Consider the following 16,379-nt stretch of genomic DNA (forward strand, 5'->3'; position numbering starts at 1 on the left):
ATATAGTATGGACCAAGTTCACCATCGTATGCAAACAATATCAGACCACACATTGCTCAATATGCTCAGAAGTGAGGATAGTGCTTCTTTTGAGGTATTGTATCAATACTATTTTCCAACTATTGCCGCATATATTATTAATAACTATGGACAAAATGAGGATGCGGAAGATATTTTCCAGGAAGCAATGATTGTATTGCTTCAAAAAGTGCGGCAACCTGATTTCTTACTTACGGCCTCCCTGAAAACTTATCTTTTTGCTATTTCCAGGAACCTCTGGCTGAAACGTCTCCGGGATAATAGGTTATTACCCGTAGAGGATGTATCCCTGTATCCGTGCGTAACAGCGGACTTTCCAATGGAATTACACCAGGAGAAAACCGTCGATGAAAAAGTACAATCCTGGATATCCAGGATTACAGGGCATTGCCAACGGCTTTTAAAAGCCATCTTTTTTTACCGGGAGCCCATGGAGGTATTAATGAAAAGAATGGGCTGGAAAAACAGGCATACTGCAGCCAATCAGCAATATAAATGCATTCAACAGGTTAGGAAAATGAAAGCAAAAGAAGAAAGCATATAGTTTTTGGGTGATAAATCTTATGAACGGGTATTAATAAGAAATCACCTTTAAACAGTTTAATTATGTCTGTAAGAACAAAAATCACTCTTTGTATTGTCTCTTTAGTATTAACAGGTATTTGCCTTTATCATTTCTTTGGTTGATTAAAGAACAGTTAGAATGAAAACAGCTGTTAATATTTGGGGAATAAGGGAATATAAAGGAGATGGTAAGAGCTGCCCTGTTGTTCCCGCTCATCTGCCCTGGTATAAGAAAGTGGCCTTAACATTTTTCCGCTTCGGGGTATGTCCCCTTTGTATTACTATGAGTGTATCGTATAGTATCGGCAGGTTTTTCAGGGGAATGAAAAAGTGAAATGTTGCCGGGTGGCCCATCTGCAAACAATTTTTGTTTATGAAGGTGCAATTGATTATTTTTTGTATAAATAGATGCATCCCATATGTCATCAGGCTTCCTCAAAATACCTGTCCCTGCCGCTTCCCGTGCAGCTGCAAACCAAACGGTTCCCCGTAGTGGAATTGCCTATCCGGCCGTTATAGCGCCACCTGTATTACAACAACAGGGGATCATGCAGCTCAAAATTGACAAGCTATTGGACAACGGAAGTGATAAGCAGGCGATTGAACGTTATATGAAAGGCGCCGTGAATTCACGGGGCCAGACTTTTGAACAGGCGGTGGAAGAAGTGATGGTATTGTTCCCGGCGTTGAGTGAGAAGTTGGCAATCTCCCAAACCTGGCTTTTATTAAAGGAGTCATTGCCTGGGGAAAAAATTGATGTCATAACAGATTGCATTATCCGGTTGTCTAAAGACGTGAATACGATCTTTATGGAACATACGCCCTATCCCAACCTGAGATCGCATGACCTCAGGCCGGACAAGCCTTTTACCATTCCGCAAAGCGAGAAAAGCCAGGCGCGCTCGGAGGCACTGTATAAAGAGATTGATAAGGAAGCGAAACGCTTGTTTGAACTGGTGAAACAGAATGATAATGGGGCAAAAACGAAATTGGGAAATTTGCTGCGTTATGATAAAGAGCACGACACCTATAAAGGATATATGCTTGGTGTGCTTATTATGGATGGGCAAGTGTTTGCTACCTGCTCCGGTGGTCAGTCGGCCGGTTTTGAGCTCATCGCCAAGTCACTGGGGATGCAGTACGTAAGCTCCGTAATGGATGTGGAGGAAGCAAGGGGAATTATCGTCAAACAAATAGGGCAGCATAGTTTTGGAACCGGGGAGGAGAAGAACATTGTAAAAGAACATACGGGGAGCGAAGAAGTGAAAACCGGGCTTGCCGGTACCTGTGCAGCCCCGAAGCTGATCTGGTCTATCATTGACGGAGGCCATGTGAAATTGCATCCTACCACTATGCAGCATGCATCCATGACGGAAAGATGGGTGTCTCCACTCAATGCCGACAGTACAGTTCCTATAATTGATGCACATGGCAAGATTATAAAATATGGCAGTGGTGATATTGTACCTTCCTGTAAGGCTTGCCAGCATTTAATGCATGGACTGGAAGATCGTCTGCTACGGCGGCTGGGCGACAGCAAAGAAATGAAATCACTCTGGGAAAAGGAAAATTCTGCAGAAAATATAGAAAAGAAAAGAGTGGCAAAAGAACAAAAGCAGGCGCTGGACAGGGAATATGAAAGCCAAACCCTGACTGGAAACTCAGGTGAAGTACAGGCATTAAACCTCGCCTTAGAGAATTTATTAAATACCATTATAAAAGGGGACGATTCCATTTTGAAAGACGAACTCAGTTTCCTGAGAAGCAGCACCGACAGATTAGAAGAGTTACGTTTTGACCTGCGGGCTTTTGCAAAGATCCCACTGGGTGATAGCAGGGCAGCTGTATTGGATACCCTGGAACGGCTGAAAGAAGGACAACGCGTTATTGCTACCATGGTGGACGGTATCAATCAATATTGGGCAACGCAAGAAAAGCCGGCAGCGGTATCATCCGGAAAAGGTGGCGCAACCACGAAAAAGAAGGGTGGAAAAAAATAACAGGTAGCCACATTGGCGATTGTTTTAAGAATACGGGGCATCTCAAATACTCTTGAGACGCCCCGTATTACTGTTATACCTGCTTAGTTATCCCACCAAACCTTTGTACTCTGGATGGCTGTCTGTTGCGGTTGTGCATTCGTTAATATCTCGTTTTGCGGATATAACAACCGGCGGGGGATATCTATCAATGCCCCATCTACTTTCTGCAATTTTGGAAAACCTGTTCTTCTCCAGTCGTTATACGTTTCAAAGTTGAAGATATTAGCTACTGCTTTTTCCTCCATGATCAGCTGTAGCGCGTTGCCGGCGGTTAGTTTGCGGCGGTTTACATAAGCAGTGGCCGCGGCGCTGGCTGTATCAATCCCGAGTTTGGACAGATGGGAATTGATCGCATTTACATACACCGGCTGTGCGGCGGCATAACCGCTGGTGATCAGCAGGGCCTCTGCCTGTATGAACAGTGCTTCAGAATAATTGAAGATGTAATTGGACGATGCTTTGGCGCCATAAAAGGCAGCAGGGTAAGAGTACTTAGCCAGGTCTCCTGTGGGCGTACCGATCTTTCTGCCGGTAAACAGTCCCGTTGCCGTGGCGGGAGCAATCATCTTTGGCAGCCGCGGATCATTCCGGTTGCGTAAGGTATCAATCAGAGTGGCATTCATCACGTAGGTAGTTACTGGTGTAAAAGTAAGGTACCAGATGTTTTCCGATCCTGCCGCACCGGAGTAGGTGAACTTAAGATCATCGTTGTTGGATGTCATGCCTTGTTTTAAAGCAGCTATCGCGCTTTCGGCCTGTACTTTGGCGGTATACCCGGGTGCTTTAGTGAGGTGTATATAGTACCTCGCTTTCAGCGACCATGCGAGCTTGCGCCAGGCGTTCATATTGCCGTTGTAGAAGTAATCGTCGCCTGTTGGGCTCTTTGGACTGCTGTTTTTATCGATATTGGCTATGGCATCGGTGAGCAGCGACTGGATACTTTTGTAAATATCTTCCTGTTTATCGTAAGGTACTGTGAAAACGCCGCTGACAAATGCTTTAGAATAAGGAATATCTCCCCAGAAATCGGTGGCGGTACCAAGGGTGTAAGCCGTAAGTATTTTGGCAATGGCCGCATAGTTCCAGTTGTTATTTGCTTCCGCCTTTTTATTCAGCGTGATCAGGTTGTTGAGCGAGGTGACGTAGAAGTTGGACCAGTCGCCATCCATATCAATATTAAACAGCTGGTAACTGCCCACATAAGGATTCAGCTGGTTGGCGGCTATGTTTTGCACATAGTTCTGTATAATGATTCCCGCATTGCCGCCATGGATATTGTCGGAAATGTTCAGTTCCGCCGGCGCCAGGATCAGTGATTCCTGTACGTCTATCGGATTATTGGGATCGGTGTTTATATCCAGGAATTTTTTACATCCCTGTAAACAAAGACCTGTAAGCAGCAGTATATAAAAAGACTTTTTCATGTTGATAAATTTTAGTGGTGCCGGCATACTAAAAACTAAATTTCAGTGAGAAGTTGATAGAGCGCGATGTAGGCGTGGAAAACGCATAAATACCCTGTGAGCTGTTGCCTGTGCCATAGGAACTTACTTCCGGATCAGCACCGGTAAAATGCGGACTGTAAATCCAGAGGTTCCTGCCGGCTACTGCCAGGGAAGCAGTTTTGAAAGGTGTTTTAGCCACGAAGGAAGCAGGCAGGAGGTATGAAATACTTACATTCCGCAACTTGATATAAGTACCATCCTGGATGGTAGATTCGTATTGCCTGGTCTGGTAGTAGGTTTGCGCATCTACTGCTACGGTGTTGGGCTTCCCGTCTACTTCACTGATTCCTTTCACCACCATTTGGCCGCGGGTGGCAGTTACCTTTGCAGTGCCGTAGTAGAAACCGGCCGACTCAACATCATTTTGCACATCGCCGCCTTTTTTCATATCGAAGAAAAAGGAGAGGCTGAGCTGTTTATAACGGAAGGTATTATCCATGCCGGCCAGCCAATCCGGGTTAATATCACCCACAATGCCTTGTTGCGGATCTACTACCGGTAGTCCACCGGCGTCGATGAGCAGCTCCCCGTTGTCGGCCCGTTTATAACGGTTGCCAAAGAAGATGTTATAGGGTTCTCCTTTGATCAAACGTCCCAACTGGTCAACGCCCGGCGCGAGGGAAAGCACTTCGTTTTTGATCTTCGAAAAGTTCAGGGTAACATTCCAGCTGAAATCTTTTGTCTTTACAGGAGTGGCGCTCAACAACAGCTCTATTCCTTTGTTGGATATTTCTGCGGAGTTAATAGTAGTGCTGTTGAAACCGGTTGAAGGGGGGATTTGTGACCCCGGAATGAGCCCGCTTTTGGAACGACGGCTAAAATAAGATCCTTCAAAGCTGATTCTGTCTTTCAGAAAACGCATTTCAAGCCCTGCTTCATATTCATTGAGCCGTTCATTGATGAGCGTTGGGTTACCCAGCGCCGTTGTCAGTAAAAACCCTTGCTGCCCCTGGAATGGGAACTGGAAAAAACCGGCGTTTGTATTCCTGCCTGCCTGCACATAAGGGGTAGATAACGCATATGGCCCTACGCCGTCGTTGCCCACCGTAGCATAGCTCAGGCGTACCTTTCCGAAGTTAATGACATTGGAGGCTTTAGGTCCGAGGAATTCGGAAAAGATAAAGCTGGCAGCGGCAGATCCGTAAGGGTAGAAGTTTTTATCGGGATTGAGCACGGAGCTGCCGTCGTACCTGCCGGTTAAAGACAGGTTCAGGAAGCGGTTGTACTCAATATTAGCCTGGGAGTAGAAGCCCACTTTTCTGAGCTGGGTGTAACTTTCAGTACCTGTGATAGTGGAGCCGGACGATAAGTTATTAAAGTCGTTAATATTGAGCCCGGTGCCGTTAATATTCATATACTGGCTGTAAGTAGTATAGATATTATTACCGACTAACAGGTTTACATTGAATTTGCCAAATGTTTTCGTGGCGCTGATGATCAGGTCATTATTGAATTGCCGGAAGTTGATGTTCTGGTTCCTGATTTGTCCTGTGAGGCCAATCTGCGGACTTGGATGTTCTATATACTTATCAGACTCCGTGTAGATATCCGCGCCAAGTCTTTCTGTAATAGTAAGCCAGCTGGTAGGAGTGATGTTGGCGGTAAACACCGGGAGAAACCTGTTGACTTTAGAATCATTGCTGATGTTGTCGAGCGTCCACAGCGGCATATTCCTGGAATAGCGGTAGCCGCGCTGGCTACCGTCCGGCAGGAGCACAGGGTAAGGATTCCAGGATACCGGTTGCAGCAGCAGCACAAATAAAGGCCCGTTGCTGGCGCCTTCCGGCAGCCTTTCCTGGTCGGAGTTGTTGTATCCCATCTGGAAAGTAGTGCTCACATATTTGCCTATTTTGGAATTGTACTTTGCAAAGAAGGAGTGCCGCTTAAAATCATTTCCCGGCATTACACCTTTCTGGTTGAAATAGGAATAACTGAGAAAGTAGTTGGAATTATTGGTACTGCCGGAGGCAGAAATAGTATTGTTGGTAGTAATACCCGTGCGGAAAAAGTCGTACGGATCGTAGGTAGGTGCGGGCTGGCCGTTTACTTTAAGGGTATCCATGAGAGGTCCCCAGGAAAGGCTTGTTTTCTTGTCCGCATCCTCACCGTTATAAAAGATACCGGTGGTACCTTGTCCATATATATTTTGCCGTTCCGGCAGGAGCGGATGCTCAAAAGAAGCATCTGACGAAAAGTTGAATACCGGTTTTTTATCCACACCGCCGTTTTTGGTGGTAATGAGTACCACTCCCCGGGCGCCGGAAGATCCATACAACGCGGTAGCGGCGGCGCCTTTCAGGATGTTCACATTTTCAATGATAGCAGGATCAATATCTGCGATACGGTTTACGCCGGAGCCCGCGGCCCCGCCGCTGATATTGCCGGTTTCCGTGTTATCTACGGGCACGCCGTCGATTACAAACAGCGCCTGGTTTTCCCCGGTGGGAGAAGAGTTTCCCCTGATCACAATGCGGGAGGAGGCGCCTGCATTTCCCGAAGAACTGGTGATCTGTATGCCCGGCACCTTGCCGGCCAAAGTATTGACCAGGTTAGGTTCCTTGGTTTTTAACAATTCTTCTCCGTTCAGCTGCTGGGAACTAAAGGTAAGGTTGCGTTTTTCCCGTTTTACTCCCAATGCCGTTACTACCACGGCATTCAGCGCTGAGGTGTTGCTGGCTAAAGTAATGGCAAACGTTGTTTTGCTACCCACCGGTACTTCTGCTGTAAGAAATCCAACACTGGAAATGACCAGCGAATTTTTTTCATCCACGGTTAATTTAAACGTACCGTCGGCGCTGCAGGTGGTGACGGCCTTCCCGCCTTTCTCCCTGACGGTGGCGCCTATAACAGGCATGCCGGACGAATCGGCGACAGTGCCCGTAATCGCTTTCTTCTGCGCAGATGCAGACAAGGAGAAGAAAGCGAGAAAACATACCACATATAACGGTATGAAGCATCCTGATACTGCTGATTTTGCTGATAGTGCCATTTGAATAAACGTTTGGTTGACAAGTTGAGGGCTGCATAGAATAGTTAGCGGAATAAAAGTAGGTGTAAGCCGTAAACATGGATTCAGAATAATTAACCGATTGTAAACGTATTTTATCCCAAAAGCCGGTAGAGTATTAATATGCGTCTATGTTAAATGTCATATCGACAATAATATGAATAAGAGAGGGTGTGTGGGTTTTTATAAGCGTTGTTTGGACACTAATTGGGGGAGATATGCCAGCCCTGGTATTTAAATACATGGTTAGTTTGCCGCTGGTTGTCTTGAGGCGAGAATGCCTCGGAATGCCAGCTATTAAGAGAAATATATTAAATTGTAATTATGAAGCTTGCTATTTTCATCTTGTTTATCTGTCTGATCAGTCTATGTATTGCCTGCAAAGTTAAACCGGGATTTGCGAATGAAGAACTGCAGCAGCCCACGGCCAATGATTCTCCAATTAATAGATATACTAATACTTTAACCACCCAATTGAGTCCTGTGAAAATTGAAATTAAGCCCAACGCTATCATTAGAATAATATCTGCCGACCGGGAATTGAATGATTCAACATCAGATGATGCGATAATTACCCGATGTAAGGAATGGAGTTTATCCTCAACAGCCATTACTACTATTTTCAAACATGGGCGACCCATCAGCATGCACGATTTTCACTATTTATACTATGTCTTACCGTGCGAGGTAAAGGGCATCGTACAAATTGATAGTAGTATGTATAAATACAGCGTAAATGCCGGATCATTTTTCACCATTTCAAATAGAGACACTACCTGCTATTTTGAATGCAATTCACCGCGGTGCGGAAAATTCTTTCTAATGGCCGGAGAGGATACTGAACAATAGATTTCCCTTTTAAAATACTATAACATTTTACTCCGCAGTTGTAGGATCAATAACAGTAGCCACCTCACTGACAGCATTCGCCGGAAATCCTCCCTGCTTCGCGTGCTCACGAACCATTTCTTCATTAGGGGCAATGTAAACGCAATAAATTTTATCAGCAGTCACATAACTATGGATCCATTGAATTTGCGGACCCATATTACTTAAGACGCCACAGGAAGCTTGTGAAATAGCTTTCAACTGTTCTCCTGAGAGTTTACCTGCACCAGGAATTTCGCGTTCGATAACATACTTAGGCATAATGGTAGATTTTAGTTTTTTATCCTATGAAGTTAAATCTTGCTTCTTGCCGGGGTTTTTACAGGTAGTGGAGTAGTAAGAAATGTACATCCTAAATATAAGCATTTATTCTAAGAAATCGTTCAGGTAAAACCGAAAAGCGGCCGCAGGTACAATACCTGCGGCCTTTTTATCAAAACAGCTCCTTTAACGTTTATATACGCCCACTTCCGCCAGCGCAGAAAAATTTCCATTCTTATAATCCGACCGCACAATCACCCTGAAATACCTGAAACTCACCGTTTCCGCCAGGTCTATGTATTGCTTATCTGCTGCAGATAACAAGGTAAACGCGCCCAGCGGTTGCCAGGTGGTATTATCGTCGCTCACTTCAATTTCAATCAGTTTCAATGGTCCGTCCAGCGGGGTACGTTGTGTGAAGGTAAAGCCATAGGCCTGGTTGAGGGTACCCATATCTACTGTAATGGTACGCGGATAAGTAAGACCTGCAACTTTCGACATGTGCCATACGGTAGATGCTTTGTTATCGATCGCATTGGCGGGCCCGCGGCCGGAGGGTTCGTCATAGTCAGATGCGGTGGCCGTCCACCCTGTTTTGGCATATTCCACCGGCGGGCCCTTTACCGCAATCGCCTCGTAGGCTGTTTTAAACAGGTCGATAGCGCTGGAATCCGGCAAGTATACCGTAGTGTAAGCGAGATCGGTATTATCACTGAAAAGAAAATTAGACAGGGTGGTGGTATTGGAATCTACCGGTACGCTGATGTGCTGCACCGTACCACCAGCATCTGTATAGCTTATTTCTGTACCTGTTACGTGGGTATCTGCGCTTCCCCAGGTAATGGCTACTTTGCCGTTGGAGTACAGCGCGCTTTTAACAGGTCTGGGTAATAATGAGCTGATATAACGCTCACCATACACCTGACCAGTGGTACTTACTTTTATGGACTTGTTTCCCTCGTCATCAAAAGTATAGATATCGAAAGAGTAAGCGCCTTCGGCTACCGGGGAGAGGATTACGTTGATGGTGTCTACATCATATTGTCTTTTCAACACCATATCCAGGGAATCACTTTTGTTATTCCAGTAAATTTTGGCTTTAGTCACCCTGGGATCGCTGACCAGCCACGACAACTGGATCCGGTTATCACCGGGAAAAACCTTTACGGAATCTACTGAACCGGCGTAGGGGATTTCTCCGTTTTTAATGAACTGTTTGTAGGTGTCGTCCATTTTGCTGCAGGCAGCAAACAGCAGGAGCAGCGCTAATGAACAGGCGTTATATATTTTCATGATCAGTTATTTGTGTTTGATGATAACATTTTACTTCACATTGCCCCAGAAGGTAAGTTCTGCGATGTAGATATGATCCAGCGCACCCCATACTTTGACGGTTTTAAAGCGCAGGTATCTTACAGGTGGTACATCGGGCGGAAAATCAAAATCTTCTCCATCTACAGTGGCAAATTGTTTGTCTTCCGTGGTGATGGCACCATCGGGTGTACCAGATGGTTTTACAGATTCAAAACCAGATAGCAATACCCAGTTGTCCCAGCTGCCATCGCTGGATGGATTGTTACTGCCCCAGACCTCATATATTTTTGGATCGCCGCCGGTATAAGACCCGTCGGCGGTGCTGCCATCACGGTGATGTAACTTGAAGCGGCTCAGGGTAGCAGTAACGCCCATGTCGATCGTAAACCACTGCGGCAGGCCGCTGCCTGGTTTGGTATGGAAGATGGAGGTACCGGCGTTGCCCAGCTTGTCATCCCAGAGATAGGGAATTTTACTGCTGATGTGTCCTGCATAGGTATCCGTCGGAAGATCTACTTCTTTGAATTTTGTTTTCTCCAGTTTCTGTTCAAATAAAGGCGATAGTTCAGCATACAGCGTATCGGAGTGATTGTTCCAGCGGTCACGCACAAAGGCGGCAAATTTTCTTTTGGTAGTATTAAAGCCCCTGGCGGCAAACGTGCCTGCTTTTCTTTTGGTATAAAATGTTTCCGCCGGTACCAAGTCGTTTGTGGAATCAGCCGCCAGTACGGTAATCACCACATCAGCTTCTGAATTATTTACGAAGTTGACCCTTACGCCGCCGAAGGTAGCAGCGAGCGTCAGGTGCTGGAATACTTGTTTTACCGGTGGCGTAAGTGGTTTTACGGAGATGGTGACCGGCTCCGACATATTTTCGCCACGACTCACGGCATAAAGTTTCACCGGGTATTCCAGTGTGTCGGGAAATCCGTCTATGGTCAGCATATGCTGATAGTAAGATGCTTTTACTTCCCGCTCAATGCCTGGCCGGATGGAGTACACGGCTTTTATGTACAGGAGGTCTTTGTCTTTCGGGCGACTGTAACTGATATTGGCGCCGCCGGCAATACTTTCGGCGCTTACGTTGGTAACTGGTCCAGGCGCCTGGTCTTTGTTAAGCGGCTGAACGCCGTCCTCTTTACAGCAGTATAAACCAGCACAAAGCAGAGCAGGTATGATATATTTTTTCATAGTTAATTTCTTTTTTTGTAAACAGATTACCAGCCGGGATTTTGATTGATCTTTTTATTACTTAGCAACTCTGATTCGGGTATCGGCCATAAATAATCCCTGGTGGTGAAAACCTGGTTATAGATCACTTTTTCACGATAATAAGCGGTGGCGTCTTCCTGCGCCAGATCCCACCCGGTAATGGGTTTGTTAAGTTCATCCACAGCTTTCTTCCATCTCCGGAGATCCCAATAGCGTTGTCCTTCAAAGGCTAATTCAATCAGCCGTTCCCGTTGGATGATATCACGCATGCCCTCTTTTGTGGTGAACTTGGCAGGGTTACGCGCATAGTTGGTCCAGGCGCTTTCCACGGATGTTAAGCCAGCCCGCTCGCGGATAAGGTTGATATACCGGTACACCTCTGCGCTGGGGCCATTGACTTCATTTTCAGCTTCTGCATATAGTAGGTACAGGTTCGCCAGTCGCAAAATAGGCCACGGATAGTTTTGAATGGTGTAGGTGGTGCCATCGCCGATTACGTTGTTGAAGTTCACCAGCTTTTTAGGCCAGTAACCGGTAACGGAGTACGACGACTGGTTCTGCGCACTGGCTGGTTGTCCTTTTTTGCTGGATACAAAAAAGAGATTGGCGTTGTCGTTAAACAAACCCTGTCCGTACCAGATGCCACCATCAAATCCCAGATCGGCATAAAAGCGGGGTTCCCGGTCGAAATGAAGGGCTGCGGTCTGATAACCTTCCTGCAGGTCGTACCGGTATGCATGCGTGCCGGTACGCAGTTTAAAACGGCCGTTATAGTCCCATGTCTTATCTTCTGTGATCGGTACACCATGATTGGTGTAAAATAGCTGCGCTATTTTCAGGGTAGGGGCGATGTTGCCCACGGTGGCGCTGTTAGCCGTTTTAGAAGGATCCAGTCCGCGCGGAGTGGCGCTGGCTTGTATGCTGCCGGCCAAACTATTGGTATGGCCCCATATGATTTCGGGATTCCATTTCTCACATACGGCATTGCGGATACTGAGTTCTATCCGCGTGGTGTCCGAAATTTTATACTGAAAGAACTGCGGATTGAAGGTATATAGTTTGTATCCCTGCGACTCGCAAAGCGTGAGCGCAGCTTTGCAGGCAGCGGCGGCGCGTACCCATTTCTGCGGATCATTGGTTTGGGCAAACAGCAACCGGCCATCGGGACCTTTAAAACCGGCGTGGTCGGAGTTGCCGTTAAACAGCGGGCTGGCAGCCAGTACCAGCACCTGTGCTTTTACCGTTAATGCAATGGCTTTGGTAACGCGGCCCAGCTCTGATACTTCATTCTCTATTTTGTCCGGCAGTTGTGCAGCAGCTTCGTCCAGTTGCGAGGCAATGTAGTTCACACAGGAATCTACCGGCTCTCTGGCTGGATATACTTCCTCCTCGCCGGCGCTTACAGGTACGTTGTTTTTGATGAGCGGAACAGGGCCATACATCTGGAACAGCCAGAAATGATAATAGGCTTTCAGGAATTTTGCTTCCCCTGCCCAGCGTTCTTTTTCGGTGCTTTCCATATCGGGCACCTTACCAATGTTTTCCAGGAAAATATTGCATTGCCGGATCCCTTCAAACAAGTCTTTACCACCGGCAGTACCCTGCCAGTAATTCATATAGCAGTTCACTACATTCTGGTTGCCACGGGCAATCTGCCAGGCATTGGAGGTATTGGTAACGGGCAGCCAGTATTCATCTCCGGCGGCATTAGACGGATTACCATCAAAGTTGCCCAACGCCGGCATATAGGAATAGCAGGTAAAAAGAAATCTTTCGGCAGTAGAACGGAGCCGGAAGGCATAGTCGATGGTAGCCACGTTATCCGGTACTATGTCCAGGTATTTTTTACAGCTGATGAAAAGCTGTGGTAACGTAACAATGAATATCAGGCAGATGATCTTTTTCATAACATGCAGTTAAAAGAATAAGAAAGCGGATGTTTAGAAAGTGGCGAGTGCGCCAACGTTGAATACCCGTTGTACCGGGTAACCGAGGCCGTTACCGGCCATCTCCACATCCCATAGTTTAAACTTGCTCCAGGTAAGCAGGTTGGTACCGTTGGTGTATACACGTAAAGTTCTCATATGCGCCCATTGCCGAACGGTATAACCTATTTCCACCTGCTTCAGCCGGATGAAAGCGCCATTCCGCATAAACCAGGTACTTTGCTGGGAGTTGTTGTCGTTGCCAATGGCGGTAGTGCTGAGCCGTGGCCATAAAGCATACAGGTCGCGGTGCTCTTCTGACCAGTGACTGTCGGCGTATGCCTGCAGCAGCTGGTTCTGTGGTTTACCGGACAGTGTTTCATTATCATAGTAATAGGTCATGAAAGGCGCAGTGGCGCGTGCATTGATCCAAAACGATTCCCGGCCCAGTCCCTGGAAAAATGCAGAGAGATCGAATCGTTTATAGCCTACAGAAAACCCGAATCCATAAGTGATTTCGGGCGTGGTGGGAAAGCCCAATGGCACCTGGTCGAGTTGGGTGATTTGCCCATCGCCGTTTACATCATGATATTTGATATCTCCGCCGCCATATTCCCCAAAATTCTGGCGGGGCGATTTTGCTGCTTCCGCATCATCTACAAAAAGCCGTTCCGCGATGTATCCCCATTGCTGGGAAATGGGGTAGTTCACGTGCAGTTTCCAGGGTGCGCCATCGTACGAAGGTTCTTCATACGTGGTGAACTTGCTGGTGGCATAGGTGAAATTGGCCCTTGCCTGGATCCAGAAGTGCTGGTTGAAAGAATGGTTGTAATCGGCGGAGAGATCGATTCCTTTTCCTTCGGCGGCGCCCACGTTGGCGCGGGGTTGGGCGGAAAGTCCCATAGTGGCTGGTGTGGCAGTTCTGGTCATGAGGATATTACTGCGTTGTTCCTGGTAGAAGTCGGCCATGATATCCAGTTTGCCAAACAGGCCCAGCTCCAGGCCCAGGTTGGCTTTTTTAGCAGTTTCCCAGCTGATGTTAGGATCTGCATATCTCGAGAGTGAAATACCTGGCCGGCTGTAGCCATTGTCGCGGCCAAATACTGCACTTTTGCCGGCGTCGTTCATGTTTACATTGGAGAGGTACATAAAGCGGTCGTTTGGATCACCGATCGCATCGTTACCGGACAACCCGTAAGTAGCGCGGAGCCGCAGGTTGGAAATCGCATTTTTATAAGGCTCAAAGAATTTCTCATTGGAAATGCTCCAGGCTACGCCCGCAGAAGGGAAAAATCCATAGCGGTGCGATTCATGAAAACGTTCCGACCCGTTATAGCCAAAGTTCAGCTCCACATAATACCTGTTCTGGTAAGAGTAGGTGCCGCGTCCTGCCAGGCCCACGTTGCGGAAGGGCAGTGACGCCTGCAGATCCGCGCCGTTACCGGTAAGATTGTTACGTACCATAAACACAAACAAACCACTCAGGGTATGATCCTTGTGAAAAGTGCGGTTATAATTAAGTGCGGATTCCATATAAAAACTGGAGTTCACTGTTTTGGCGCCGGGTACATAATTCAGGTATTCTGTGCCCAGTTCTTCGTTCTGCAGTTCCAGTTTAAAGGTGTTTTGTAGTTTATCATAAGAACCTGCCTGGTACCAGAAGGGGCTGTAGGCACGGGTTACATCAAAATAAGTATTGCGTGTTACATTTACCATCGTCCGGAAATTCAAACCTTCTGTCAGCGCCGATAAGTTTTGTTTTACTTCAAACTGCGCCGCCATCATAGAGCGGGAATAATTTTTATATCCCTTTACCATGTCGGCATATGGATTCAGCAGATAGGCGTTGGTGCCATCATCATAATTGCCGAACATAATATGCTGAACATACTGGTGGTCTGCATCTGCCGGGTAATAGGCCGGGAAGTACACGGGATTGGTGCGCATTACCTTTTTGTACAGGTCTGCGCCTCCGTCGATAGGACCGGTGTAGTCGTCGAAGGAGCCGCTTAAACGAACCACCATCTCGGTAGATTTGGTGATGTTCACGTTTACATTGGAACGGAGCGAATAATTTTTCAGGTCGATGTTGCTGTTAAAATTATTCCGTTTATCTACGTTCAGTATGCCATTGTCTTTATTGAAAGAGCCGGCCACATAATATCTTGCCGCAGTGCCGCCACCGCTTACATTGAGGTTGGCGCGCTGGTTGGTGGTATAGCTCTTGAAAAGTGTGCCTCTCCAGTCGGTAGCCGGATACATGTAAGGATTAATGCCGGCAATGGTGTTATCAATTTTCTGATCTGTGTAAGGTAGCTGCCCGAGTGGATCGCGGGTGAGTACCGCTTCATTATTCAGCCGCATATAAGTGATGGGATCTGCCAGTGCCACATTGCGGGTAGGGGAGGCCAGGGAATTTTCCAGCCGGACAGTGATGGCGGCTTTCCCTTCTTTTCCTTCCTTGGTAGTGACCAGTATTACACCATTGGCAGCGCGGCTGCCGTAGAGGGAGGTGGCGGTGGCATCTTTCATGATAGAGAAGCTGGCAATATCATCCGGTTGCAGCCGGGCGAGGTCTGTTACGGTGAGTTCTATACCATCTATCAGTATCAGCGGATCTTTTTTATAGCCGAAGGTAGTTACGCCGCGGATGAAAAAATCCGCGTTATCCTGGCCTGGTTCGCCGCTGCGCTGGTAGCCAATGACGCCCGCAATGCGGCCTGCCAGTGCGGTAGTCAGGTTGCTGGCCGGCACTTTTAATTCAGCGGGGTTAATAGTGGTTACGGCGCCTACTACATCCGTTTTTTTCTGTTTACCAAAAGCCACTACTACTGTTTCTCCCAGCTGGTTGTAGGAAGGCCGCATGATGATATTGATTACCTCCCTGCCATTTACCGGGATCTCCTGTGAGGTGAAGCCTATCATGGAAAATATCAGGGACGCGTTGTCCGGTACTTTCAGGATATACCGTCCGTTGACGTCGGAGGCGGTGCCCACCCCTGGCTTATTCTTTACAGCGATGGTTACGCCTATCATGGGAACGCCGCTGCTGTCTGTTACCAGTCCCCTTACTTCCTTGTCGGCCACCGGGAGAATGGCGTCAGCAGAGGCAGGCAGCCGGAATAAAAGCAGCAATATGGCTACTATACCAACGTAAAATTTGTCTCGCATAAATTGTTTTTAAAAGATGGATAAAATTCGTGTATACGTTTCCGTTACAGACATGGAAAGGCCATTTCCACCGGTATTTTTATCCGGTGGATCAGTGGAATAGCAACTGCGGTAATCACCTTTGTTCAGGAGAATGTTGCCAGTACACGGCTATGCGCCGGATGTTTTCATCAGGAGATAATAATTCATAACGGATTTTTTGTGGCGGTCAATTTTTCTTGTAATCGATTGCAAGCGTGGTTAAAAAAAACATACATCCTTTCCGGCGGTTGCTGCCGGAATGTTAATCTCAGTACTTTGTCTTGGTCATTATTCTTTTCCCCTTAACAAACATTGCTTCATACGTGGATCACAAATAGGGGAATGTTTATCATCTGGTTGTGGGCAGGTGCTGTTTTAAGCATATAGGAACTGTTGCAGCACCAAAACAAAGATTCCATAATATTGCGCG

10 protein-coding genes are annotated in these 16,379 nt (G+C 47.0%); 3 read left to right on the forward strand and 7 right to left on the reverse strand.

Going from position 1 to position 16,379, the window contains the following annotated elements; all coding sequences use genetic code 11:
• The first annotated feature begins 28 nt into the window (after nt 1-28).
• Complete coding sequence (locus AB6805_RS29415) at nt 29-583, forward strand: RNA polymerase sigma factor (protein ID WP_370913011.1); 555 nt, start codon at nt 29-31, stop codon at nt 581-583.
• A gap of 439 nt (nt 584-1,022) precedes the next feature.
• Nucleotides 1,023-2,603, forward strand: a complete 1,581-nt coding sequence (locus AB6805_RS29420; RefSeq protein WP_370913012.1) for a hypothetical protein — start codon at nt 1,023-1,025, stop codon at nt 2,601-2,603.
• Between the two features lie 83 nt (nt 2,604-2,686).
• Here the strand turns inward: AB6805_RS29420 and AB6805_RS29425 are convergent, their stop codons facing one another.
• Both AB6805_RS29425 and AB6805_RS29430 read right to left on the reverse strand, forming a co-directional pair.
• Nucleotides 2,687-4,069 (reverse strand): SusD/RagB family nutrient-binding outer membrane lipoprotein, encoded by a 1,383-nt coding sequence (locus AB6805_RS29425; protein WP_370913013.1) that lies wholly within the window; start codon nt 4,067-4,069, stop codon nt 2,687-2,689.
• A gap of 28 nt (nt 4,070-4,097) precedes the next feature.
• A complete protein-coding gene (locus AB6805_RS29430) occupies nt 4,098-7,139 on the reverse strand; it encodes a SusC/RagA family TonB-linked outer membrane protein (RefSeq protein WP_370913014.1) in 3,042 nt (1,013 codons plus the stop codon).
• Nucleotides 7,140-7,481: 342 nt separating this feature from the next.
• On the opposite strand from AB6805_RS29430, the gene AB6805_RS29435 reads away from it, so the two are divergent.
• Nucleotides 7,482-8,006 (forward strand): hypothetical protein, encoded by a 525-nt coding sequence (locus tag AB6805_RS29435; protein ID WP_370913015.1) that lies wholly within the window; start codon nt 7,482-7,484, stop codon nt 8,004-8,006.
• Between the two features lie 27 nt (nt 8,007-8,033).
• Here AB6805_RS29435 and AB6805_RS29440 read toward each other — a convergent pair whose 3' ends face one another.
• From AB6805_RS29440 to AB6805_RS29460, 5 genes are all read right to left on the reverse strand, one after another.
• A complete protein-coding gene (locus tag AB6805_RS29440; RefSeq protein ID WP_370913016.1) occupies nt 8,034-8,306 on the reverse strand; it encodes a DUF4242 domain-containing protein in 273 nt (90 codons plus the stop codon).
• A 186-nt stretch (nt 8,307-8,492) separates the two neighbouring features.
• Complete coding sequence (locus AB6805_RS29445; RefSeq protein ID WP_370913017.1) at nt 8,493-9,599, reverse strand: DUF4998 domain-containing protein; 1,107 nt, start codon at nt 9,597-9,599, stop codon at nt 8,493-8,495.
• Nucleotides 9,600-9,629: 30 nt separating this feature from the next.
• Nucleotides 9,630-10,811, reverse strand: a complete 1,182-nt coding sequence (locus tag AB6805_RS29450; RefSeq protein WP_370913018.1) for a DUF5000 domain-containing lipoprotein — start codon at nt 10,809-10,811, stop codon at nt 9,630-9,632.
• A gap of 26 nt (nt 10,812-10,837) precedes the next feature.
• Nucleotides 10,838-12,739, reverse strand: coding sequence for a RagB/SusD family nutrient uptake outer membrane protein (locus AB6805_RS29455; RefSeq protein WP_370913019.1), 1,902 nt, complete (start codon nt 12,737-12,739; stop codon nt 10,838-10,840).
• A gap of 33 nt (nt 12,740-12,772) precedes the next feature.
• Nucleotides 12,773-15,928 carry a SusC/RagA family TonB-linked outer membrane protein gene (locus tag AB6805_RS29460; protein ID WP_370913020.1) on the reverse strand — a complete coding sequence of 1,052 codons (3,156 nt, stop codon included), beginning with the start codon at nt 15,926-15,928 and terminating at the stop codon, nt 12,773-12,775.
• Between the last annotated feature and the right edge of the window lie 451 nt (nt 15,929-16,379).

This window comes from Chitinophaga sp. RCC_12, from assembly GCF_041360695.1.
Lineage (GTDB): Bacteria > Bacteroidota > Bacteroidia > Chitinophagales > Chitinophagaceae > Chitinophaga.